The following is a 23,762-nucleotide window of genomic DNA, read 5'->3' as shown; positions in this document are numbered from 1 at the left end:
TCCATACCCAGTTTTTATGGCTGTAGCTTTCAGTACCCCTCTCGAAAAACCTTTGTGGTTATCGTCCTTGGCTTATTATGGGCTGTGTGTAACGACCCAAGTTTTTCCAGATCGACTTCCCAGCCAATTCCATTTCCAAAAGGTAACTTTACTTGCCCATTTTCTACATTAGCCTTTATTTTAGACGGATCATCTTGCAAAAACATTGGTCCATTCAGATCTACCGGTGTCGTAATGTTTAGCGAGTGAAAAAGATGACTGCTTGCGTAAAGACCTAATGATGATTCGGTAAGTCCCCCGCCCAATAAGTCGAAACCGGCTGCTTTTGCTATTTCTCCACAATTTTTAGCATTGGAAAGCCCGCCCATTTTTGTAACTTTAATGACGATTGCATCACATGCCCGGAACTCTATTGCGCGCGCTACATCTGCTGGAGTCCATACGCTTTCATCGAGTGCAATCGGAATTTCCGTATATTTCCGAAGCTCGGCATGGCCTAGTAAATCACTGGCAGCAAGCGGTTGTTCAAGTACATCGACGCCAATCTCCTCTAATTTCTTTGAAACTTGCATTGCCTCTTTCAAAGAATAGCCTTGATTTGCATCCACTCGTAAAAACGCATCGGGATGAACCTTTTTTACGTTACGGACGATTTCAATATCACGTTTCGGATCGAAGCCAATTTTAAGATCAATCCCAGTATAGCCCGCTACCTTCGCCTCTTCGGCCTTTTCTATCGCTTCCTCTACTGTTTTCACACTAATCAAATAGGAGAGCGCAATTTTGTCCTTTTGTTCTGAAAACCAAACTTGAGATAGTGGCTGTTTAGTAGCTTTACCGATTAAGTCCATGACGGCCATGTCAATAGCAGCCTTTGCTATCGGCTGGCCCCTAGTTAAGCCCGATGCAATTTGCTGATCCATCAGGGTGTGAATCTTTTCCAAATTAAAAATGGAAACGCCCTCTATAGCTTCGTCGAAATAATTTCGAATTGCACTAACGACAGATTCCAACGTCTCGTAACTCCACCTTGGACTTGGACGGGCCTCTCCCCATCCACACAAACCTTCATCAGTCCGAATTCGAACATAGACATGGGGCGCACCTGCATTCTTGTTTCCAACTTGCCCTCGTGAAGTGGAGAAGTTTTGTTTCATAGGTAATGTTACTGGATACACATCGATACTGGAAATATTCATTAGGCATGCATCCCTCCTAGAAAATTATGAATTATTAGTATTGTATCACAATGAACTAATAATCTGGGTTAAAACCTCCCTTAGCCCTAACAAGAGGGCAAATTCTTGTTCGAACTCTAAAACGGGAATCATACGGACAACCAATGTTTTAAATGATTCAAAATGAAGTTTCGAAACCTTGTAACACCATTAAAAATACGACTTTAAATTCACTTTCCTGAATTTTAAAGTCGTATTTTTGTTTCTAATTTAGTATTTAAAATGCTCACTGTCTAAAAGGATTTTTAGGTGCTCCTTAATACAAGGCAGAGAAGGTCCCTTAGGTATAAACGTCTGTCGCAATACCGTTCTGAATACAACCACTCGCGGAAATCTAGCGACTGGAGTGCGAATCAAAAACCAATTTTAACAGAAGTTTTACTTTCAATTACTTTTTCACTGTAAAATGTAGCTGATAAAGAGTGGTTTTCTTACCATCTTCAGATTTTGCGATTATTTTACTTGTTCCTGGTATCGTTTCAGCCGGAATGATTGTAATGCCGGTGTTATTTTCGCCTGTAGCCAATACGGTTGGCAACTCGTTTATATTCTCCATTTCAACACTATATTCGAAAATATCGCCTACTTGTTTGAACCGATCTATAATGCTATCACTGCCTATTTGAATATCCTTAACTTTCGGCTCCTTGTATGCATCTGGCCACTTAGAAAATACTCTTAGCTCGGTAATAGCGAGGCCCTTTCCACTTTGAGCAATCATATCCACCCGAATAGCCGTTGTTTTCACCATATCGAAAGTATACACGTTTGCCTGTCTCAATCTAGGTTCTGGCGGATTTCCTAGTAAATTCGTTACACTCACCCACTCCCCGCCAGACTGGTATTGAATCTCAAAAGCTGCTGGATAGGAAGTTCCTTCATCCTCAAACCAATGAATCTCAATCGTATCTATATAATGCTCTTCTGGTTCATAATCTCCGAATGTAATCGAAACCCAGTCGCGAGGACGTGTCTCTCTCTGCCAATTAGTCCAGCGATTATGCGGTTCTGAATCATAAGAAATCACATCATCATGGATGGCTTCAATCCGATCCATTGACCCTGAAGCAGAATTGGTAAAGGACGCTTCCGCTTTTGGATAATCATAACCATTTTTTGCTCTGCCGATATTATGTTGACCACCTATTTTCTCGGTTACTCGAACATGAGCGTTCACCTTAAAGTTATGTTCCTCGACAGTTCCAGCTATTTGAAAAGTCCCAATAGATGCAAGTTTTTCCCGTGGAACAGCTTCCCAAGTCACATTCACCTGTTTCTCTGTTCCGTCATTAAAAAAGGCGGTTACAGTTTCTGGTAAACTCGGTATTTGATTTTTCAAAACGGCCATCGCCGCACCTTCAATAGCGACAACCCCTCTTACACTCACCTTTGCCTCCGCTTGAAATGCCGTTTCTTTGATTTTACCCTTAACGATGAATACTCCTGGCTTCTGATAAAGCGTATAATCAACGTTATCCCATTCCACGATCACATCTCTCGGTAATCCCGTATTATAATGGGCAATTACTGTTTTTGGTAAAACTGGCAATTTTCCTTCATCTGTCACAATATTAATTGGAGCCAATTTCTCGATAAACTTTTCTGCACGATTTTTAGCGATCGTAAAAGTAATTTCCGGTGTTGTAATAGCCATACCTTTATAGATCACGGTTGCCGAAACTTGAGCCTCCCCTTCAGCAAACGCGTATAACGTATTCCCGCTTATTTTTATCCTGTCACATGTCATATGATATTGTAATTCTTCACTAGTTAAATCGATGACCTCGTTATTTTCAAGTTTACCTTTTACTGTCAAAGCAATGATATCGTCTTCTGTTATCGATGTATTTTCAACTGCCAGTTCTGCTGATACCAAAGTGTTGTTTTGCACAAGATGAAGACAATTATCTGCCCCCTTATAAATCTTCACACCATCCGGAATAATTCTCCCTTTTGAACGATCATTCCAAACGACTTCCCTTGTTTCTACCGTTGCATCACTATAATAAACTCGTACTTGCGAAGGTCCTACTGACTCAACCCCAACTGCTACAGTCGCCTTTTGATCACAAGGTGAAACAGTGAATACTTGAATTGAATGGCCAACCAATCCTTCTGAAGTGGCATTCAAAATAAGCTCACCAGAATTTTTCGTAGACTGAACAATCGCTAAAGCTTTGCCATTAAAGGCTTTACGCTTATTATCTTTAAATCTTTCAATACTGGCGGCATTACCATTATCAACACCGACAAGCTCTCCATTGCCTGAAATACTGAACTGAACAAGATGGTCTGCAGTTGGTACGATATTCCCTGCTTCATCGATAATATCGACTGTAATAAACGCTAAATCTGTACAATCAGCACATATAACACGGCGATCAGCTGTTAATTTTACTGCATACGGTTCACCAGCCGTCACAACTTGATCCCGGGCCACAACTGCTCCATTTTCATCTTTTGCAACAGCTTCTAATGTTCCAGCTTCAAAAGGAACAGCCCATTCCAAATACGTTTTACCATCCATCGTCTCCTTATAAGGCGCTCCCCATGAAGTTTCCTTCGCTTCATAACTCCGTACTCCTAATGACTTTCCGTTCAAAAATAATTCGACTTGATGGGCATTCGTATAAGCTAAAACGCGAACCGTTTCTCCTACACTCCAATTCCAATGTGGCAGCAAATGGACCATCGGCGCTTTTTTCCATTGGCTCTGATAATAATAAAAAATATCCTTAGGGAATCCTGCAGTATCGACCGCTCCAAAATAAGAGCTTTTTGCCGGATACGTATTGTAATAAGGCGTCGGTTCTCCAATATAATCAAAGCCTGTCCAAATAAACTGCCCAGCGAGATGCCTTAAATCACGGTCAAACTTCCAAGCATCTTCCGCTGTTCTTCCCCATGCAACATAGTCATTATCATAGGAAGACTGCTGCAGATCATCATATTGTGTACTCAGATTATAATCGTATGGATGTGTGTAAACACCGCGAGATCTTGTAGCAGATGATGTTTCTGCTCCATAAAGCTTCCACTCTGGATGAAGCTCATGATAGCCCGCATAATTATTCTCACTATAGTTAAAACCAACAATATCTACTAGATTAAAAATTTCTTCTATATATGGATTGATCTCCGTCACATTGACCTTATCACCGCGCGTCTTATCTTCACCGATTGTCGTCGGGCGCGTTATATCAATTTCCTTCACCCAGCGCACTAAATTTCTAGCAATCTCCACTCCATCCGAACTCGTCGTATCGTAGATTTCATTTCCAATCGACCACATAATAATACAAGGTTCATTTTTACCGCGATCAACCATTTCCTTCGTATCATGCTCAGCCCATTCGGAAAAAAACCGACCGTAATCATACGTCTTTTTTGACAAAGCCCAGCAGTCAAATGCTTCTTCAATCACTAAAAGTCCCAGCTCATTACAAACTTCAAGCAACTCTGGTGAAGCTGGATTATGAGTAACGCGAATTGCGTTCACACCCATCTCTTTCATAATTTGCATTTGTCGCTCGACTGCTCGCTTATTCGTTGCAGCACCTAATGCTCCTAAGTCATGGTGCATACAAACACCATGTAACTTCATATAACAGCCATTAAGGGAAAATCCTTCATTCGCATCAAACTGAAAATAACGAACTCCAAATCTAGTTTCATATGTATCTACAACTCTCTCATCAACAAGCACTTCAGAAACTAGCTTATACCTGTAAGGATGATCGAGATCCCAAAGTATAGGGTTGGTCATACTAGTTGATTGTTCAATAATGGAGAGACTACCTGGTTTAACTGTTTTTGGCTCGGAAATCACCGTTCCTACCTGTTCTTCATCTTCATTAACAATGATCGATCGCACCCTGATTTCCGATAAGTCATTTGAGGTATTATTCACCTTTGTTGCGATATGAACATATGCTTTTCCATCCTCGAAAGCCCTTTCCAAATTAGGGGTCGTCACGAATGTACCATATCTTGCAACGTGGATCGGATTTTTTGCTGAAAGATAGACATTTCGATAAATCCCGCTCCCAGAATACCAACGACTACTCGGCTGAGTGTTGTTCACCTTGACTGCGATTACATTTTCTCCATCCATTCTCAGCTTATCTGTTAGATCATAAGAAAAAGCATTGTACCCGAATGGATAAGTTCCTAGCAACTCGCCATTCAAATAAGTCGTACTGTTCATATAGACGCCATCAAAATCAATCGATATGCGCTTTCCCTTCATTTCCTCCGGTACTGTAAACCTCTTCCGATACCAGCCAATTCCCCCGTCTAAAAATCCACCTTCATGTGTCGCAAGTGATTCCGGATTAAAATCTAATTCAATACTCCAATCATGCGGTAAATTCAATACTCGCCAAGAGGAATCGTCAAACTCGGGATGATGAGCATCACTCAAGCTTCCATCTACTTCTCTTTGAAAACGCCAATTCTCTGTAAATTTCAATGCATTACACCGCCATCCTATTTCATTTGGACTTTATTTAATTAACTAAGAAAGATCTCTACCTCTATTGTAATGAAAATAGAAAAAATTGCACCCAAAAAGGTGCCTGGCACGCCCCCCGAAAATTGTCGAATTATATACATGTCGATATTCCTCAAGAATCTCCTAACTGTATCGCTTAATCTATTGAATTTTTATAAAATCTCGCGACCTTTTCATTAATCTTTTAACTTACCAAATATTTTTTCAACCTTTACAGATTATTTTTCGACTTACAAAACAAGTTAATCGGTTCGACAAAATTCGGGAGGTGACAGGCACAAAAAGAAGAGCACACAAAAGCCTGGAACATCACGTTCCAGGCTTTTAACTGATTATTATAGGTTCAAATGTTCTTTTAGATGAGCAGAAATGCTAGCACGTTCTTCCTCTGGAACAATGTAATACCAAACTCCGCCGATTGTCGAACCGCTACCTTTGATTTCCATTTGTTCAATATTGTGGCGAGCACTTGCATAATGTTTCTGGATATCCATCATATCTGACATAGTAAGGTTCGTTTCAACGTTATTACTCAATGCTTTGAGGACATCATCATATTTCCAAAGAGCAGAAATATTTGCCCCTCTTTCCATGACACCTTCAATAACTTGACGTTGGCGCATTTGGCGACCAAAGTCTCCACGAGCATCATTTTTACGCATACGAGCATAACTTAGCGCTGCGTCTCCATCTAACTCAATATTTCCTACAGGGTAATGATGCCCGCCCTGTGAAAAGTCAAGATCATTATTCACTGTGACTCCACCAACTGCATCAACGATATCTTTGAAGCCATCCATATTCATCTTAATGTAATAATCGATCGGAATGTCTAAATATTTTTCTACAGTATTCATCGACATCTCTACACCGCCAAAAGCATAGGCATGGTTGATTTTATCATCAATACCTTTACCTACAATTGGTACACGAGTGTCACGAGGAATACTTAGCATTTCCATTGAATTTTTCTCAGGGTTTACAGTGATGACGATCATCGTATCAGAACGTCCCTTATCGCCAGGGCGCTCATCTACACCAAGCATTAAAACGGAAAACGGTTCTTTTTTATGAAGGGCTAATTCAGTAGGCCGTTTTACTTCCGGTGTACGGTCGATCGGCTTATGAACTGTATTTGCCGCTTTATTAACATTATGATAAATTGAATAACCGTAAGCGAAGATCCCTACAACTAGTACAGCCAAAATTGTTAAAAATATTTTTAAACCTGTCCGCTTTTTCTTCGGCTTTTGTCTTTGCATTTTTAATATTCCCCTTCTCATATTTTTCAAGTTGAAAAATACCTTATACTTGCTATTACCATACTTATTAGACGTATTTTGACAAAAAAAGTTACACTCTCTTACAACACATCCTTTATTATACGAAATGAACGACCTGCATTTCAATCTCTTTTATAGTAATTTCGTAGTATTCCTAACATTACCATTTAGTAAACACCCGGATTCGACAAATTTCGGGGTGTGACAGGCACCAAAGCCCTCTACGGAATGGTTCTTTCCATGGAGGGCTTTGAAATTTATTCGACATAATTCGGGGCGTGCCAGGCACCGCTTAATTTCTTGTTGGTTTGTTGTCGAAGTCTACGTATTCTTCGAGTTCTCCCTCGTTAAAGTCAAAAAGGAGATCATGGTCATCGTTTGTATTAGCAGCCACTTCTTGGATAGCCGCACTGCTTTGCAGTTGTTCGAAAAGTTCGTTGCGTTCTTGTTCGACAACTGTCAAATCACGTTTTGTTCTGTCAAGCTCATTTACCATTGTCTCTTTATCAAGCGTAAATTGCTCATTTTCGTCTTGCACATACTTCAACTGTTCTACCATTTCTTCTAGCTGTCTTTCTAACAGATCCAGTTGACGTTCAAAATCTTCCTTCATATTTAAATTTTTTAGAGCGAACTCTCTTTTTACTTCTTCTTCAACCTTTCTCGCGACATTCTCTCTTTCTTTTTCAAGTGATTGAATCCGACGCTCGAAATGGTTCTTTTGAAATTCTATTTCTTCCTTTTCTTTCCGCAGTTCTCCTAACGTCTGACCTAAGCGACCACTATCCTTTTGCGCCTGGTCAAGCTTAGCTGTAAGACTAGCATGATTCTTCGTTAATACCTTGTTTTTCTTAACTAAATCCTGATGTTGTGCATCTTTTGATTTTAAGTCGCGTTGCAATAGCTCCGCCTTTTCTTTCCAACGTTTCTTTTCTTCCACTTCATTTTCAAAAAGTAGTTTGAAATCCTCTGATTTCTCTCTACTTGCGAGTTGCTGCGAAACGCTTGCAATTATTTTCGACGCATATTTTAATGCTTCTTCAGGGTGTTCTAATACCTCTTTCGGCATTTTAAAATCCTCCATTTCTAAAGCATGGACTATTTCCTCTTCTTGTTTGTCTTCTTGTTCTGTCACATCTCTCCAATTAATCTCCAATCCTTCCAATTCCATTCTGATTCCCGTCTCATTAAAAAATTCAATTACATACTTCTCTTCTTGCAAAATCGGTAAAAGCAATTCTTTCAGTTCGCCATTTTTATAAAATCGCAAAATATTAATGACAAGATAGACACGCAGTTCTCCTTTATCTAATTCCCCTCGAATCGCTTGATCCCATTTCTCACTGGATAACTTTGAAAAATCTTCTGGGAATAATTGACGCAAATTATGCTCTTGCAACTCATCCCATTGGTTTACTAAAAAGTTATAATAATCATAGTTTTCCAAAAGGTGAGGGGATAATAATTGGGTCAGCTCTTGATGATTATACTTTTTCCGCATAACATCTTGTGTAGTAATACCAGCCTTTTTCAAAATTTTAAATTCATTATTAACTGTATTATAAATCGTTTCTTCTCCGAAACATTGTAATAAAGCGGCATCCAGATATTGATTCTGGACACCATTCACTTCAATGTAAGGGAATCTTTTAACTTTTTTTCGTGACTTTCCTTTTTGCTTAGCAGCCATCGGACAAGCTCCTTCCTAAATTAGGATTATTTTGTATCTTGTAAAACACCTACGTTCTTTCTCATGAACTTAATAATTTGATCCAATTCACGAATGACCATTGGGCTTGTTTCCTCTCTTCTCGCCTTATAAAGCACATCTTGAGACACGATCGCTGACTTCTTGCCTACATGCTTCCCGATCAAGCGATAGATTTCAATCCTCAGTGCAGTCATTGGATTTTGTTCAAGTTTCTTTAGTAAAGTCCGCCCTACTCCTGTTGGTAACAGATTAGAACGTTGGAGAGCTGATACGAGTAAGATCGCTTTATCATCTGGAATAACGAGAATCTTTTCTGCCATTTTCTCCAATAGCGGGAACGGCATTCTCGATAAATGCTTTTGCAAAATGTATTGCTCCCGTTCTTCACCATTCATTAAAAGATCAACAAATTTTGCAAATGAATCTTGATCACCTAAACGCACCATGCAGTTTAGTGCATCTAAATACAAATTGTTTTTGCGATCATGTAAATAAGGCTTGATAACGGGGAATAAATTAGCATCTCTTCCACTTAAATAACCAATCGCTGTTAGACATTCTTTTTGAATAATCGCATCAGATGTTTTGTTAAGTTCTTGCACGATTAATGGGACAAGTGATTCGTCATTCGTATGGCTAATTCCTAAAATAAGAGCTTGTTTCTTCTCAGGATACTTGTCCAATGCATCAACGAGAACTTGTGTTGATACCGCTGTTCGCATTCCTCCGAGATTTAAACAGACTGGAACAAGTTGGTCATAGTCCGTTTCTTTAGCAAGAACTTCCGCTAAAAAAGGGACCGCTTCTTCTTGGAAAGACCTAAGAGCAATTGTAAAAATCGGGCGAATCGGTTTCTTTTCACAATTCATATAAGCATGGAAAATCGGTTTGATTGCATCTGGACCAAAGTCAGCAAAACGGCGTGCTTGTTGGATCCCTTGCTCAATCATTTCTGTACGATTGACATCTAGATTATTCATTAGTTGAATAAGCGGTTCGACCGAATTTTTATCACGAATTTTTAACAACGCATCCAAACCATGGCCAAAATAATCGGGATTGCGCATATGAGTTAAAATGCTTGAGACCGCTTCACGTTCACGAACCGCCCCCGCACACTGAATCGCTAAACTAATGTGCTGTTTACTATTCGCTCTTTCGACAATAGCTTTAACAAGCTTCCTCCCTTTATAGCTTCTGATCGTCAAGCGACTTAGCAAATGAAGGAGTTCATTCTTACTTTCTTGTGAAGCTAAATCAAACTGTCTGCATTCTCGAAAAATAACTGTAATGGCTCGTTCACCATATTCCTCTATCTTTTTCGCTGCATTTTTTCGGCTCGATGAATCCGAGCTTGTTGACATTATGTTTAATGAATCCAAAATAACGAGATATTCTTGTTCAGTTAATTCTTGATCTAAGTTTTCAAAGGAAATATCGACTAGACCCACACGGCCGAGGTATTCGACCTCGACCAATGTTTCATTACCGCTCTCCTGTGACGGGCCTGACAAAGAAGTGAGAAAATCATCATCAATTTCATCAGATTGCTCTTCAAGTGCCGCTTGTTTAAGCAATTCTTGGCGAATCTCGTCCTCTTCCTTTACTGACTCTTCTAAACTGAAACTCTCTTTCGGTAAATTCATTTTCATTTCATTTAACTTATTAAATAAATCAGATGATAAACGATCTTGTAAAGACATGGAATCCCTCCTACTTAATGCGATTAAGATTTTCTTGTTTTGCTTTTAGTGATTCAATCTCTTGTTCAGTAAATTCATGTGCACCGATATTTACATCAATTACTTCGGTTTCATCTTCTTCCAGCCAAGCTTTAACATTAACCTCACGTTCTTCATTACATTCGACTTTCAACACCAATTTCGAATGAACTGGTACAGGATTTCTAAAATTAATCGTAGCTGATTTTAGACTTTTCGTATGAATCGATTTAGGTGATACAGCTGTAAACAAGTCAAGCTGCATCGCATTAACCGTACTAAAATCGCTCTGACCTGTTACTACAAACCGATCTTCAATAATGCGTTCAAATGGTAGTTTTGTCCCTTTTTCAAGCAGTGCAACTGGATCACCGCCAACGACATTAATGTAGACATTGTTCGGAACCGTATTCGTAAAGACAACTTCACGACCACTCATTTCTGGGTCAACGTTCGCTGGTAATTGATCGCTCGTTTTAAAATTGATTTGATTTATTTGATGATGATAAATAGCTGCACCACGGCTTACGGCAAACATTGGATTAATTGATTTAATCGGTTTAATTCTTCTCCCGAAAATCTCGTAGATTCGCTCTTGAATTGTATGATAATACGTCATCCCGCCAACTAAGAAAACTGCATCAATATCTTGAACAGACATCGGCCCAATTTTTGCTTGTTCCAACGCACCTAAAATCGGTTCTTCAATATTTTTGCCTTGCTGGCTGCCTTCTCTATATAACAAACCTTTTATAATCGTATCGAACTCTTTCTTCGTAATCGAAAGGGTCATCACCATTTCTTGAGGAAGCTGAGGTGATAACATTTGCCGATATGTTAAGCTATCAAATTTATCCTTGTTTTCGTAGTAATCAATCTGCTGCGTTCTAAGTTGGGTTTCAATTCTAGTACTGAAACTTTTCTTGGCGTTTTCCGCTAAATCATGAAGATTTTCAAGCAAGCGCAAAATATCCTTTTTCTCATACTTCGCTTTTAATTGTGGAAAGCTTAGCCCCATATTCTTTAATAATTTCTTGAGAAGTTCATTGACGACTTTTTTATCGAAATCAATCCCACCAAGTTCGGTATATTGCGAAATTGAGAGTTCTTGAATATCAATGCCGCCATTTTGTGATTCATTAACTTGAAGAATGGAAACGTCACAAGTACCGCCCCCAAGGTCAAACACCATTAAATTTTTCTTACCTTGCGCTAAATCCAATCTCCGAGCAGTGGCAGCAAGCCTTTTCTCCTCATTTAAAAAATCGATTAACGCAGCAGTCGGTTCTGGGATCATATGAATTTTTTCTTTATCAAATCCGCTCAAAACTCCAGCTAGTTTCGTTGCTTGTTGTTGCTGGAAATTGAAATTAGCTGGAATCGTAATGACGACACTATCGATTTTTTCGCCAGCATAATATTCTTCTGCTTGGGCCTTTAATATTTTCAATACGTAAGAAGAAACAATTTCAGGGCGAATTCTTTCTTCATCGATTGGCCAGCTAACATCATCACCGATATGACGTTTTGCCTCTTTAATAACGCGTTGCGGAAAAACGCCATTCATTCTTTTCGCAAATCTGCCGACAAATGGCTGACCTTGATCATCTACATAGAGGACAGACGGAAGCGAAGCATCTTGAACTAAGGAATTTCCAGATTCATCTACTTGAGCTACTTGTAAAGCTTGGGCTTCGACATCCCCACGAATCGTTAAATTGGCAACACTCACTGTTGAGTTCGTTGTTCCTAAATCAATTCCAATATATCTTTGAACCATTTTAATTTTCCTCCTTCACTTCAGTTACCAATGGTTGCACGAGTAAATTCCCATTAATCTTCCAGCCGTATTTTAGTAGTCGCACATGAATATTCTCTGATTTACTTTCGATCGGACCATCAATATGATAATTTCTAATCAGTTCATCTTTTTGCAGAGTAAATTGATCACCGAGTTCATGGCCGCCTGAGTATTCTTCTAAACCAATGGCTAGGCTTAAACTAGAAAATAAGTTAATGAGTCTGCCCATACTAATATTCTGATTCTCTGGTGTGTTACCTAGACTTTCTTCAAACAGATCAGATAAAAGATAATTATTCGCTTCTCCGCCAATTGCTTGGAAAATTTTCATATAAGCTTTTTCCTCTGCTTCGTGTACTCTTTCTTTTTCTTGATCTAAAGCGACTTTTAAACGTTCAATTTCCTCTTCGGCAATGACAAGTCTACGATCAGTATTGTCAGCTGCTAATGTGGTTTGTTCCGGCCATTCATTTACTTTTTCCATTGCCGTTTCAACTGCTTTTAGCGCTTGTTGCAAAGAAGTTCGAATTTCAGCATGCGGTAATACTGCTTCCTCTTCAAAAATTTCATTTTCTTCAGCCGTTGGAGCATCTTCTTCACTGTTAACTTCTTTAAGACTAGGCTCTTCAGTCGTGATATCTTCGAATAAGTCAGCCTCTGGAACATGGTCATCCATCAGATCATTCAATTCAAAGTCTTCATCCTCGATCTTTTCTTCCTGTGCGGATAAAAACTTTGCCGATCTTTTTCGCAATTCTCTTATGTCAATAGATTCTTCATCTTCTTTTAAAACATCTAGTAAAATCGTAGCGATCCCGTTAGCAAATGGCTGATTCTTTAAGCCAATTATCCGCTGATAGGCATTCATTTTTGGAATATGGATAAATTTTGGACCCTTTGCAAATCCTGCTCGATCAACTGCAGCCATTCCATCACCTTTATGAACATCATCAAAAATTCTGGATAATACTTGCTGTACAATGAAGTCGACTTTTCTCATAAAGTTCTTAGGTGTAATGGCCGCTACATAACGCACCAATAAATCTGCAAACAAACGCGACTTACTGTTGAACGCTTTATAACTTTGAAGATCTCCTTCACAAACATAGGCTAGTGCTTTTCGAGAATTAGGAAATTTCAAATTAATAATATACAAAAAGCTGATAGCCAAGGCCGAGTCAATTTTAATCGCTTTTTCCTTATTCCAACTTTCTGTAATTAGTTCTGCTAAACGTTCCGTATCATCGGAAGTAATATTTTCATAGACGTGCTTCTCAGCTTCCGACTGTAATTGCCAGAAAAATGAATTGCGGTCTCTCCCATCAAGCAGATTAAACTCTTTTAGATGCTGTTCCAGCTCCTCTTTCGGCATCTCTGGAATACTAGCATATAACTCTCTATCTGGTTTTCCATAAGATTTTAAAACAGCTTCTAATACTTGTGTTTTAATATTCATGGTTCTATCTCCTCTTAATATAAATGATAGGTTTGGCCATTAAAGGCGGCAGTAATCGTCATTTTATCGTTTAAAAACCCGAGCAAATCAATAATAGAAGGATAAATTTTCTCCCCGCCAACAATTGTTTGAGTAGGTTTATATTTTTTCGTATGTTCACCATGCATGAGGAAGACTCGTTTAGGCTGTAGAGTGACAATTAGCCCTAAAATTTGTTCACGGCTTGCATGAGCAGATAAACGAAAAGACTCAATTCTAGCGTGGACTTCCTTCTCATCACCATTGACATTTGTTGTTTCAATTTCCCCAGTTTTTCTCGTCTGCAAAATTTTATGTCCAGGACTTTCCTCATCCATATACCCTGTAAAGGAAATAGCATTTTTCTCTTCCTCAATAAGGGATGCCGCATAACGGGCAGAGGCACTGTTGTCTGTTAACATCCCGGAGCTTGCAACGATACAATTGTTTCCCGGTGAAATATAGTCTTCCATAAAATCTTTAAATGTGTAGGGACTATTAAATCTGTTCGAATAAATCTCTTGAGCAGCTTGCACACCTCCACCAAAAAAGATCTGTTCTTCTTCCTCTTTTTGATAGAAAGCTGGATTTATATATTGCCCTTTTTCCGCATATCTTTGATAGATCCGGCAGACATCGGTCACTCGTCCATCAATGAAAAGATTAAAAGGTAAATACCTTTCCTCTTTAAATGCTTCCTTTAAGATGAGAATAATTTCTTGTGCTCTTCCGACTGCAAATGCGGGAATTAACATCGATCCCCTCTTATCCATCGTGCGTTTGATCGACTCAACAAACAGTTTTTCCTGTCTTGCTCTTCCGAGACTAGCGTTAGTTGGGAGAAAACCATAAGTAGACTCCGTTATTAAAATATCAACAGATAGGTCATCTGGAAGATCTAATCCTAAAACGGTTTTTTGTTCGTCAACTGAATAATCTCCTGTGAACAAGATAGAAATCCCTTGCATTTCGATATGAATAGCACCAGCACCTAATATATGTCCTGAAGGGAAATAGGTAATCTTCCATTCATCATGACCAGATGGGATAATGAACGTTTTGGAAAAATCAACATTGTGAATTGAAAGTAATGCTGCGTGGACATCATCTTCACTATAGTCAAGACGATGTGTTTCATTGTCCATTCGAACAGAATCAATAAGCAGCAATTTCATTAGATTTCTAGTCGCCTCAGTAGCATAGATTGGTATATCGGCCTGCTGCTTGTAAATATATGGAATGGCTCCTGTATGATCTAAGTGGGCATGAGAGATAAGAAGTGCATCTATATCTTCAAATGAAATTCCTCTTTCAAGTAGGGGCGAATAATCAGGGTGATAAACCTCTTCATGCAAATGCATCCCCGCATCGAGCAGAATATGATGGCCTTTAACACTTATTAAGATCGACGTTCCGCCAATCTTTTCTCCGCCGCCTAAAAAGGTGATTTCACAATCATCCAAATCCACATCTAACTTTTTCTGTTCACGATGTTTTTCGGATGTATTCCAATAAGCCTTAATTGCCTCAGGCCGATCGGCATGTTTCGTGAATTCCCTTTTCCAAAAAGAAGCTCGCTCAGTTGGTCGCTCCTCCTTAAGAAAATCAGCATATAAAAGCGTTAAAAGTAAGTCATTTGGATTATCTTGAAAAGCTTCCTCTATACCTTCATTCCAATCAGACTGCTTACCCATTTTCTTAATAAACCGTATGTAAATCTTTCGCTTCTGCTCAAGTCTTTGATCTTGAAAAGGTTTGGATCGCAACTGCTGGACTAGATTTTTAGATAAAACTTTTCCGGCAAGTTCTTCATAAAATTGAGCGATAAGCTGAACATCATCAGACAAATTCCAATCGTTATGACTCCAATCGGGGCGCATGATGAGATGTGTCATTTCATCAAGAAGAATAGCCCAGTAAGCAATATCTTGCCCTCTTTCCAAATACTCCCATTTCAGAAAGATCAGTTTTCGTAAATGAAACCTTGCCTGAGTCAAATTCCCCAACTCAAACTCTATACCTACTAAATGAAGCAATATATCAATATAAAGACTGGATTGGCTTGGATTTTCTCGAAATTCATGTTCTATTTTTTCTGCGACTTCAAGAGAAATCATATAAGCTTTATCCAATTTACCGGCCTTAAGTAAATGTTCCGCGATCCGTAGTTTTATAGAAAGTAAATAGTCAATCCCTGGCTGTACAAGCAACCATTCTATGTAGTGGAGTTCTTGGCTCATTCTCTCCCACGCCGTAAGAAACAAAGGTCCCAATATATTTAAGTTTCCTAATTTCTCTATACCTATTTTACTAGCATTAAATACAACATCGTACTGACGTTGGGAATGATAAAAAGAACTTATTCGCGTAAGAGACTCCGCATCAAATTGCTGTAAATGATCAATGACTTGATCATACTGGAGTTTAGCCTCTTTTATAAAACCTCTGTTATCAAGATAGATGGCTTCCTGTAAATGAGTTTCTATCGTTTTGACAAGGACCCCCTCCAATCTATAAAAAATGACAAAAGCTTAAGGTACCACTGTCGCCTTAAGCTTGATAAGTATACACATCGTTTAAATTTGTCCACACTCATCTATATAAAAATGTCAAAAATTGTCGTCTATTCCATAATACCAGATATAGTCCATTTTCAACATATCGAAATACCTAGTATGATATAATTTTTAATATACCTTAGCGATTAATAAGTCTAAAGACACGCATGTATTAATCTATACAGATATAACTTTAGTAACTACTTCTAAAAAGTATTTTATACAGCGGCTTTTAACAATATCCGATCGTTATCGGAAGAAATGGAGATGCTACTTAAATCTGCTTGCAGTTATGCGTGAGGAAGAATACAATGTGATTATGCCATTTTAAAAAATGAACGGGACAACATATACGAAAGGGGTTGGGGATATGTATCAATTGCCTAGAGAAAGCAAAGTATTTTGGATTACCCTCCAAAATGGGATGAAGGTTGAAGTTGATTATTACGTCTACGAAGGCCATACTCAAGCATTTGCCAACTACTACTATTATCAGGAAGAAAGCATAGCGGGGAGTGGGAGCGGAGCAAATACAAAACAGGCGATCCGCAATGCCCTTTCTGATTTAAAAAACGAAATGAAAGAATTTTATAAAACAAGGTGCCAAATCATCCAGACAACAGTGCCTGAAACAGATCACAAAGCAACGATTATCATCCTGCCGAAAGATGAACTGGAATAGGCCAGTTCATCCGGAAAAATTTCATCTTTTATAAAAATCGAAAGGTTGTATCTCGATCAATCGAGATACAACCTTTCGATATTAGATGCGATAAGACTTAGTTATCTAAATATCTTTGATAAGCATCATTTTGAATTTCCATGTATCGATCAAGACCCTGCTTCTTAACGGTGTCTACGAACTTATCCCAGTTAGAGAGAGACTCTTCGCCAACAACGAATTTATCCTGCATTTCAGTGACATATTTTTCGATGTCTGCAGCTAACGCTGTTAACTCTTTACTTTCTTCTTCTGTATAAGTGAATGGCGGCCATACTTCATCAAGAAGGTATGGTTCTACTTTTGCTGCTGCTTCTAAAGCTTGATCAGATCCTTCAGACCCATCGAAGTAATCTTGCATTAGAATACCAGGAGCACCGATTCCAATCCACCCTAGGTACTTAACGATTTCTTGTTCTTTCGTCAATCCTTCAGTACTGTTAGTGATGTGATCCATATACTTATATTTGCCGTCAACAACTTCATAAGTTTCGTTTTCTACACCCATGTAGAACAATCTTGAACCTTCATCGCTGTAGAAATGATCGACCCATCTCATCGTTGCTTCAGGATTTTTGTTTTGATCTGTAATAATAAATTTACCAATATGACCTACAGGGAATGCCACTTGTGCCCATTTTTGATCACCGTGTGGACCTTTAAGCGGTAAACCACCTACATACTTTTCTCCAATCTCTTTACCAAACAGCTCTTCAGGTGCATAGAATACCATACTTGCATACTTATCTTCAGCACCATTGTTTAAGAATTGAGCCCAGTCAATCGTATAGATATTTTGTTCAACTAACTTCTCTGTATGCAGCTTGTTTGCATATTCCAATAGCTCACGATAATTATCTGTTATTGGATAGAAACGAAGTTCACCTGACTCAGGATCTTTATCAATATAGCTGCGTCCAGTATTTCCTACACCAAATGCTCCTCTTAAGAAGTTAACATGCAGTGTTCCATTGTAAGATCCATATGGAGTAATATCAGGATCTTTTTCTTGAACCGTTTTCAAGAATGTGTAAAATTCCTCTGTTGTAGAAGGAACATCCATTCCATACTTATCCAATAGTTCCTTGTTATACCACATAAGTGGATGTGTCCTTACTGATGTGAATTCAGGATCATGAATAACTGGAAGTGAATATATATTTCCATCCGGGAATGTAATCGCTTTACGAATACTTGGATTTTCATCCATTAATTTCTTTAAATTAGGAGCATACTTATCAATTAAATCATTCAATTTTACAAACGAACCTTGCTGCCCATATTTAAAGATATCTAGAGTCGGCATGTTCGCAGCATAATAAACATCGGGAAGTGTTCCACTGACTAGGGAAAGGTTTCTTTTCTCCTCAACCGCATCTGGCTCGACCTGTTCCCACTCGACTTTAACGTTTGTCATTTCTTCATAAGTGTTCCAGACTAGAATGTCATTCCAGTTTTTCATCGTGTTATTACCCATTGCTGCCCACATTTTCAATGTAATCTGATCTTTTACGATCGGCATCCCTGTTTCGTTTAGATTCTGTTGGGCTTCTTCTTTTTCTTTTTCCTTTTCTGCCTCACCGCCTGAATCCTTCGAACATGCAGCAAGTACTACTAAAGCTAAAGCCATAAACACGTACAATAGTTTTCTCATTTTTTAAGATACCCCCCTCAACATTTTGTTCAGCATTAGCAACCATCGAACTATGGCTGCTTTTCACGGTTCTGTAAAAAAAGATGAGTTCCAACCTTCATTATTTCTCTTTATTTATCACACTCCTTTAAGGTAATAAATATTGATAAACAAGGGAAACCCTTGATCTATCCATTCTTGAAAAAATGAAATCATTCTATTACGCAAGAGGTTTGCCAACGCACTCTAAAAATGACGGTAAAACTTCAAAAGGAGATTTTGATGTATGCGTTTGCAACAAATCGATGAGGCTTAATTCCTAGACAATAAACAAATTGTACTCGTGTTATTAATCTTATTTTAAATTAATAACATCATGCTTAATATCTTTATAAAGTTAAATTCTGATAGGATGTGGGTGAAAGTAAATTTCATTATTAACTATACTTTTTTAAAATCATCTTTCGTCAAATTTACACCATTATAATTTTTCTGTCAATACTTTGTAAAAAAAACTACTTTTTCTCGGTTATTTGCTAGAAAACGAGTCTAGCAGTGAATTTTCGACTATTATAAAAGCAAGTGAGAAAAGAAAATTACCCACTCGCTTTAGCCCTTTATTATTTATTTTAGTTTTCTACGTATCTATCAAATGCAGCTTTCTGAATTTCCATATACTCGTCTAATCCCATTTTTTGAATACTGTCAACATAACTATCCCACTCAGAGAAAGCAGCTTCCCCCACGATAAACTTATCTTGCATTTCAACGACATATTTTTCAATATCAGCTGCCAAAGCATCTAGACGTTTCGCTTCTTCTTCTGTATACGTAAACGGCGGCCATGCTTCATTAATTAAATAAGGTTCAACCTTTTTCGCTGCTTCTAATGCTTGATCTGCACTTTCGGATCCATCAAAATACTGTTCCTTTAATATCCCTGGAGCCCCTATACCGACCCATCCAAGGTATTTCAAAATGGCTTCATCTTTTGATAATCCTTCAGGATCATTTACAATTTTATCTACGTATTTGTATTTACCATCTACTTCTTCATATGTCTCGTTCTCTAGCCCCATATAGAATAATCTAGACCCTTCATCACTGTAAAAATAATCAACCCATCTCATTGTTGCAGCGGGATCGGGATTTTCACTAGTAATGATAAATTTTCCGATATGTCCAACAGGATTCGCTAATTGGGCAAATTTTCTTTCGCCATGAGGACCCTCAAGCGGTAATCCTCCAACATACTTTTCCCCTACTTCCTTGCCGAAAAGTTCTCCTGGTGCATAGAAAACAGTGCTCGCATAGGATCCTTCTCCGCCATTTGCAAGAAATTGCGCGACATCAATTGTAAAGATATTCTGTTCAATCAGCTTCTCCGAATATAACTTATTAATATATTCCAACATTTCTCTGTACCCATCCGTTATAGGGTAGAATCGAAGATCATCTGTTTCTGGATCTTTGTCAATATAACTTCGACCTGTTGTGGAAACACTAAATGATCCTTTTAGCCAACCGATCAATGCGGTAATATTTCGTGCACCGAAAGGAATGAGATCCGGCTCATTTTCTTTTACAGTTTTCAAAAATTGATAGTAGTCATCTGTCGTCTCCGGAATTTCCAACTCATATTTATCAAGTACATCTTGATTAAAATATGGGAGTGGATGCGTCCTTACGGAAGTGAATTCTGGGTCGTGAATCACCGGCAAAGAATAAATATTACCATCTGGGAATGTGATCGCTTTACGAATTTCCGGGTTCTCTTCCATGAGCTTTTTAAAATTCGGCGCATATTTATCAATCAAATCATTTAACTTCAAAAAGGATCCTTGCTGACCATATTTAAAAATATCTAAGGTTGGCATGTTAGCAGCATAATACACATCGGGAAGATTCCCCCCTACTAAGGAGAGATTCCTTTTTTCCTCTAATGCTTGTTGCTCTACTTGCTCCCATTCAACTTGAATATTAGTCATATCTTCATACGTATTCCAAATCAATATGTCATCCCAGTTCCTCGGCGTCTTTGCCCCCATCCCGGTAAACATTTTTAACGTTATCGGCTCTTTAACAATGGGCATGCCTGTCTCATTAAGATTTTCTAGTTGTTCTTCCTCAGTTTGTTTACTTCCTGTATCCTTGCTGCAAGCAACTTGGAAAATTAACAATGAAATAGCTAATAAAAGGAATACCTTTCTCACTGTTTGACCCCTTTCGTCATCCATTCTATTTTTGAGCAAAGAACTAACTTCAAACTTTTTTATCGCATCCCCCTCCACGGTCCACAATATATTTCTCATTAAAGTATACGCCTACATAAATTAGAGTTAACCTTCCCAATAATTTAAATTATTCTGACTTACCCGTCAAGTCCTCCTCAATACTGGCTTTGTCGAATGGCGGCCTTACTTCCATATCTTCCCATCAGAGATCTTATTGAATTTAGCTAATGCTCGGTATATTATGGCTACACAAATGTCGAAAAAAAGAATGTTATTTTCCTCGCCTCTGGACACATACTGGTTACAAAGGGGGCCATCTGATGGTAGGTAATTTTTTTAGAAGGTTGGCTAGAAAGAAAAAGGAACGTTCGGACAGTCAAGAAGAGATCTTTAATATATATCAATATGTATTTCATCACTTCCCTGATCCCGTATATATATTGAATGAAAAAGAGGAAATTTTGGTCGCAAATGCTTCCTTTAACAATCTTTTTGATATTCCCCCGAAGTCGCTACGTGGCATTATCAAAAAATCTAAACTTAAAACACAGCTCAATAGTTTTTATTACTACTATGAAAAAACCTTAAAAGGAGAATCACAATCCTTTACATCTAATAACTTTGTAAATAACAATGATGTTGTTGAAATGGAGAATACTCTATATCCGATTTACATAAACGGACGAATAATAGGGATAGTAGGATTAATGAATGATAGCTCGAAAAGTCAAAAACACCTTGAACCTTTAAATACACTAGCATTAAACCTGCAAACGGAAGAAAAAGTTACGAATATAGGTATTTGGGAATATGATTTAAAAGAAGATACAGCTTATTGGTCTGATAAGATGTATGAAATATTTGGACTTGATGAACATACTTTTAAAGTCCCAACTTATGATAAGGTTTTCCCATTTATCCATCCCGATGATCAGCCCCTTTTTCAGGAAGCCTTTAATGAAACAATTGAAAAAGGAATTGCTTTGAAGGTCAAACATAGAATTGTTCGCCCAGATGGAACAGTCAGAGTTGTCAGTGAATATGCCGATATTATTATCAATGAAAATCAAAAAACCATTCGATTAATTGGAACTACCCATGACATAACAGACCAACAGTTAATCCAAGATAAATGGGCACTAAAAGATGAACAACGGAAAAACTTCGTTCGCCATCTTGATGCATATCTATGGTCAAAAGATATGCAAACTAATCAATTATTATTTATTTCTCCAGGGTTTGAGCGACTAACAGGCTTTAGTACAGGCGATTTTCTTCATCATCGGATCGAATGGGAGGATTTAATAGTTGAAGAGGATTTTGAATCATATGAAAAAGTTCAAGAACGTTTTCTTGATGGCGAATTTTCATCTATCCAATATCGGATCTCCAATAAGGCCGGTGATTTGAGATGGGTACATGATAAAACAATCCCTACTCTAGATTCTACAGGTAATCTTCTGAGATTAGATGGAATTATTATCGATATTACTGAAGAAAAAATCACCGCTGAAAAAATTAAGTATTTAGCCTATCATGACTATTTAACTCACCTTCCGAACCGAAGAATGTTTGATCAAGAACTACAAGACCATGTGGATAAAACGAAAAGCAATTTTGCGATAATGTATTTAGATATGGACGGTTTTAAAAAAATCAATGATTCGTTAGGACATAGTATTGGAGATCGGTTATTAACTGAATTTGCTTATCGCTTAAAACAATGTGTAACTGGAGATAATCTCGTTGCAAGAATGGGAGGTGACGAATTTTCCATTCTCATTCGAAAAGTAAGTAACATGGAAGAACCTGTTAAAATAGCGAAAGAACTAATTCAAATTTTAGAAGAACCTTATTTTATCGAGGGATACGAGCTACAAATTACGGCTAGTATCGGAATCGCTATCTACCCGGATGATGGGGACAATCCCGAATCACTTGTAAAAAAGGCCGATGCCGCTCTTTACCGTGCAAAGGCTGCTGGGAAAAACACTTATAAAATTTATAATCCGTCCATGGATATTGAATCATTTAAAACTTATTATCTGGAAAGAGATTTACGGAAAGCGATCCAGAAGAACCAACTGTTTTTATACTATCAACCAAAAGTGGAAACACATACGTGTAAAATAATCGGCGCTGAAGCTCTGATTCGTTGGCAACACCCGGAGTGGAAGTCCATTTCTCCAATGGAGTTTATCCCCCTTGCAGAGGAAACTGGGATGATCTTCCCGATAACAGATTGGGTGATACGAACGGTATGTGAGCAAATAAAAAAATGGGAGCAGCTAGGCTTACCCTTAAAAACAATATCCCTTAATATTTCGCCTAAACATATTTCCCGTGAAGATTGGGTCGAAAAAATAATTCAGACTTTACAAGAAACAAAAATAAATCCAAAATGGCTGGAACTTGAAATTACAGAAACGGCTTTAATTGAAAAAGGTGAGGCCTTTACCGCTGATATTGAGCGTCTGAAAAAGATAGGTGTAAAACTTGCACTCGATGATTTCGGTACTGGATACTCCTCTCTTCTCTTTTTAAAAAAGTTTAAAGTAGACACAATCAAAATTGATAAATCCTTTATTACGGAACACACTTCACGCGAAAATTCGCAAATTACAAAAGCGATCATTTCTTTAGCTCATGACTTAGACATGAATGTTGTAGCAGAAGGTGTTGAAACGTGGGATCAACTTAGTTTTTTACGTAAATATGAATGTGATCAAATCCAAGGATACTTGTTTAGCAAGCCGCTTCCTTATGAAGAATTTGAAAAGCTGCTCATTTTGCCCAATTTGCCCCCTCAAGAAATCGATGGAGGAACTAATTATAGAAAGGGGATATAAAAACATTTTTAAGAAAATAGAACCCT

At 38.1% G+C, this 23,762-nt stretch carries 12 protein-coding genes; 2 read left to right on the top strand and 10 right to left on the bottom strand.

All coding sequences use genetic code 11. From position 1 onward, the window contains the following. Positions 1-29: 29 nt before the first annotated feature. The 8 genes from BN1243_RS17195 to BN1243_RS17160 all read right to left on the bottom strand — a co-directional run bounded on the left by BN1243_RS17195 (position 30) and on the right by BN1243_RS17160 (position 16,251). Complete coding sequence (locus BN1243_RS17195; protein ID WP_069201801.1) at positions 30-1,199, bottom strand: mandelate racemase/muconate lactonizing enzyme family protein; 1,170 nt, start codon at positions 1,197-1,199, stop codon at positions 30-32. Between the two features lie 427 nt (positions 1,200-1,626). After that, on the bottom strand, positions 1,627-5,709 hold the full coding sequence (locus BN1243_RS17190; RefSeq protein ID WP_062108879.1) for an Ig-like domain-containing protein: 4,083 nt from the start codon (positions 5,707-5,709) through the stop codon (positions 1,627-1,629). Between the two features lie 377 nt (positions 5,710-6,086). Beyond that, positions 6,087-7,013, bottom strand: a complete 927-nt coding sequence (gene tagU / locus BN1243_RS17185) for a polyisoprenyl-teichoic acid--peptidoglycan teichoic acid transferase TagU (RefSeq protein ID WP_084782055.1) — start codon at positions 7,011-7,013, stop codon at positions 6,087-6,089. A 313-nt stretch (positions 7,014-7,326) separates the two neighbouring features. Then, on the bottom strand, positions 7,327-8,724 hold the full coding sequence (locus BN1243_RS17180; protein ID WP_062108877.1) for a hypothetical protein: 1,398 nt from the start codon (positions 8,722-8,724) through the stop codon (positions 7,327-7,329). A gap of 26 nt (positions 8,725-8,750) precedes the next feature. After that, on the bottom strand, positions 8,751-10,448 hold the full coding sequence (locus BN1243_RS17175; protein ID WP_062108875.1) for a HEAT repeat domain-containing protein: 1,698 nt from the start codon (positions 10,446-10,448) through the stop codon (positions 8,751-8,753). A gap of 10 nt (positions 10,449-10,458) precedes the next feature. Beyond that, positions 10,459-12,246, bottom strand: coding sequence for an Hsp70 family protein (locus tag BN1243_RS17170; protein WP_062108873.1), 1,788 nt, complete (start codon positions 12,244-12,246; stop codon positions 10,459-10,461). 1 nt (position 12,247) lies between these two features. Then, positions 12,248-13,723 (bottom strand): hypothetical protein, encoded by a 1,476-nt coding sequence (locus BN1243_RS17165; protein WP_062108871.1) that lies wholly within the window; start codon positions 13,721-13,723, stop codon positions 12,248-12,250. Positions 13,724-13,737: 14 nt separating this feature from the next. Further along, on the bottom strand, positions 13,738-16,251 hold the full coding sequence (locus BN1243_RS17160) for an MBL fold metallo-hydrolase (protein WP_062108869.1): 2,514 nt from the start codon (positions 16,249-16,251) through the stop codon (positions 13,738-13,740). 382 nt (positions 16,252-16,633) lie between these two features. On the opposite strand from BN1243_RS17160, the gene BN1243_RS17155 reads away from it, so the two are divergent. Then, complete coding sequence (locus tag BN1243_RS17155; protein ID WP_062108867.1) at positions 16,634-16,981, top strand: hypothetical protein; 348 nt, start codon at positions 16,634-16,636, stop codon at positions 16,979-16,981. Between the two features lie 97 nt (positions 16,982-17,078). On the opposite strand, the gene BN1243_RS17150 is transcribed toward BN1243_RS17155, so the two are convergent. Together BN1243_RS17150 and BN1243_RS17145 are read right to left on the bottom strand one after the other, a co-directional pair. Next, a complete protein-coding gene (locus BN1243_RS17150; RefSeq protein ID WP_062108865.1) occupies positions 17,079-18,674 on the bottom strand; it encodes an extracellular solute-binding protein in 1,596 nt (531 codons plus the stop codon). Between the two features lie 608 nt (positions 18,675-19,282). After that, positions 19,283-20,866 carry a type 2 periplasmic-binding domain-containing protein gene (locus tag BN1243_RS17145; protein ID WP_230200241.1) on the bottom strand — a complete coding sequence of 528 codons (1,584 nt, stop codon included), beginning with the start codon at positions 20,864-20,866 and terminating at the stop codon, positions 19,283-19,285. A 341-nt stretch (positions 20,867-21,207) separates the two neighbouring features. Here BN1243_RS17145 and BN1243_RS17140 point away from each other — a divergent pair, with 341 nt between their 5' ends. Continuing rightward, positions 21,208-23,736: a GGDEF and EAL domain-containing protein gene (locus tag BN1243_RS17140; RefSeq protein WP_062108864.1), complete on the top strand. Its 2,529-nt coding sequence runs from the start codon at positions 21,208-21,210 to the stop codon at positions 23,734-23,736. Positions 23,737-23,762 lie beyond the last annotated feature (26 nt).

The organism is Bacillus niameyensis (assembly GCF_001375535.1).
GTDB classification, from domain to species: Bacteria; Bacillota; Bacilli; order Bacillales; family Bacillaceae_C; genus Lederbergia; species Lederbergia niameyensis.
This window is presented reverse-complemented; position numbering and strand designations above follow the sequence as displayed.

Excerpts from the sequence above, each read along its gene's own strand:
- BN1243_RS17180 (WP_062108877.1), bottom strand. The coding sequence starts at position 8,724 with ATGGCTGCTAAGCAAAAAGGAAAGTCACGAAAAAAAGTTAAAAGATTC.
- tagU (WP_084782055.1), bottom strand. The coding sequence starts at position 7,013 with ATGCAAAGACAAAAGCCGAAGAAAAAGCGGACAGGTTTAAAAATATTT.
- BN1243_RS17150 (WP_062108865.1), bottom strand. The coding sequence starts at position 18,674 with ATGAGAAAACTATTGTACGTGTTTATGGCTTTAGCTTTAGTAGTACTT.
- BN1243_RS17140 (WP_062108864.1), top strand. The coding sequence starts at position 21,208 with ATGGTAGGTAATTTTTTTAGAAGGTTGGCTAGAAAGAAAAAGGAACGT.
- BN1243_RS17170 (WP_062108873.1), bottom strand. The coding sequence starts at position 12,246 with ATGGTTCAAAGATATATTGGAATTGATTTAGGAACAACGAACTCAACA.
- BN1243_RS17165 (WP_062108871.1), bottom strand. The coding sequence starts at position 13,723 with ATGAATATTAAAACACAAGTATTAGAAGCTGTTTTAAAATCTTATGGA.
- BN1243_RS17155 (WP_062108867.1), top strand. The coding sequence starts at position 16,634 with ATGAACGGGACAACATATACGAAAGGGGTTGGGGATATGTATCAATTG.
- BN1243_RS17195 (WP_069201801.1), bottom strand. The coding sequence starts at position 1,199 with ATGAATATTTCCAGTATCGATGTGTATCCAGTAACATTACCTATGAAA.
- BN1243_RS17175 (WP_062108875.1), bottom strand. The coding sequence starts at position 10,448 with ATGTCTTTACAAGATCGTTTATCATCTGATTTATTTAATAAGTTAAAT.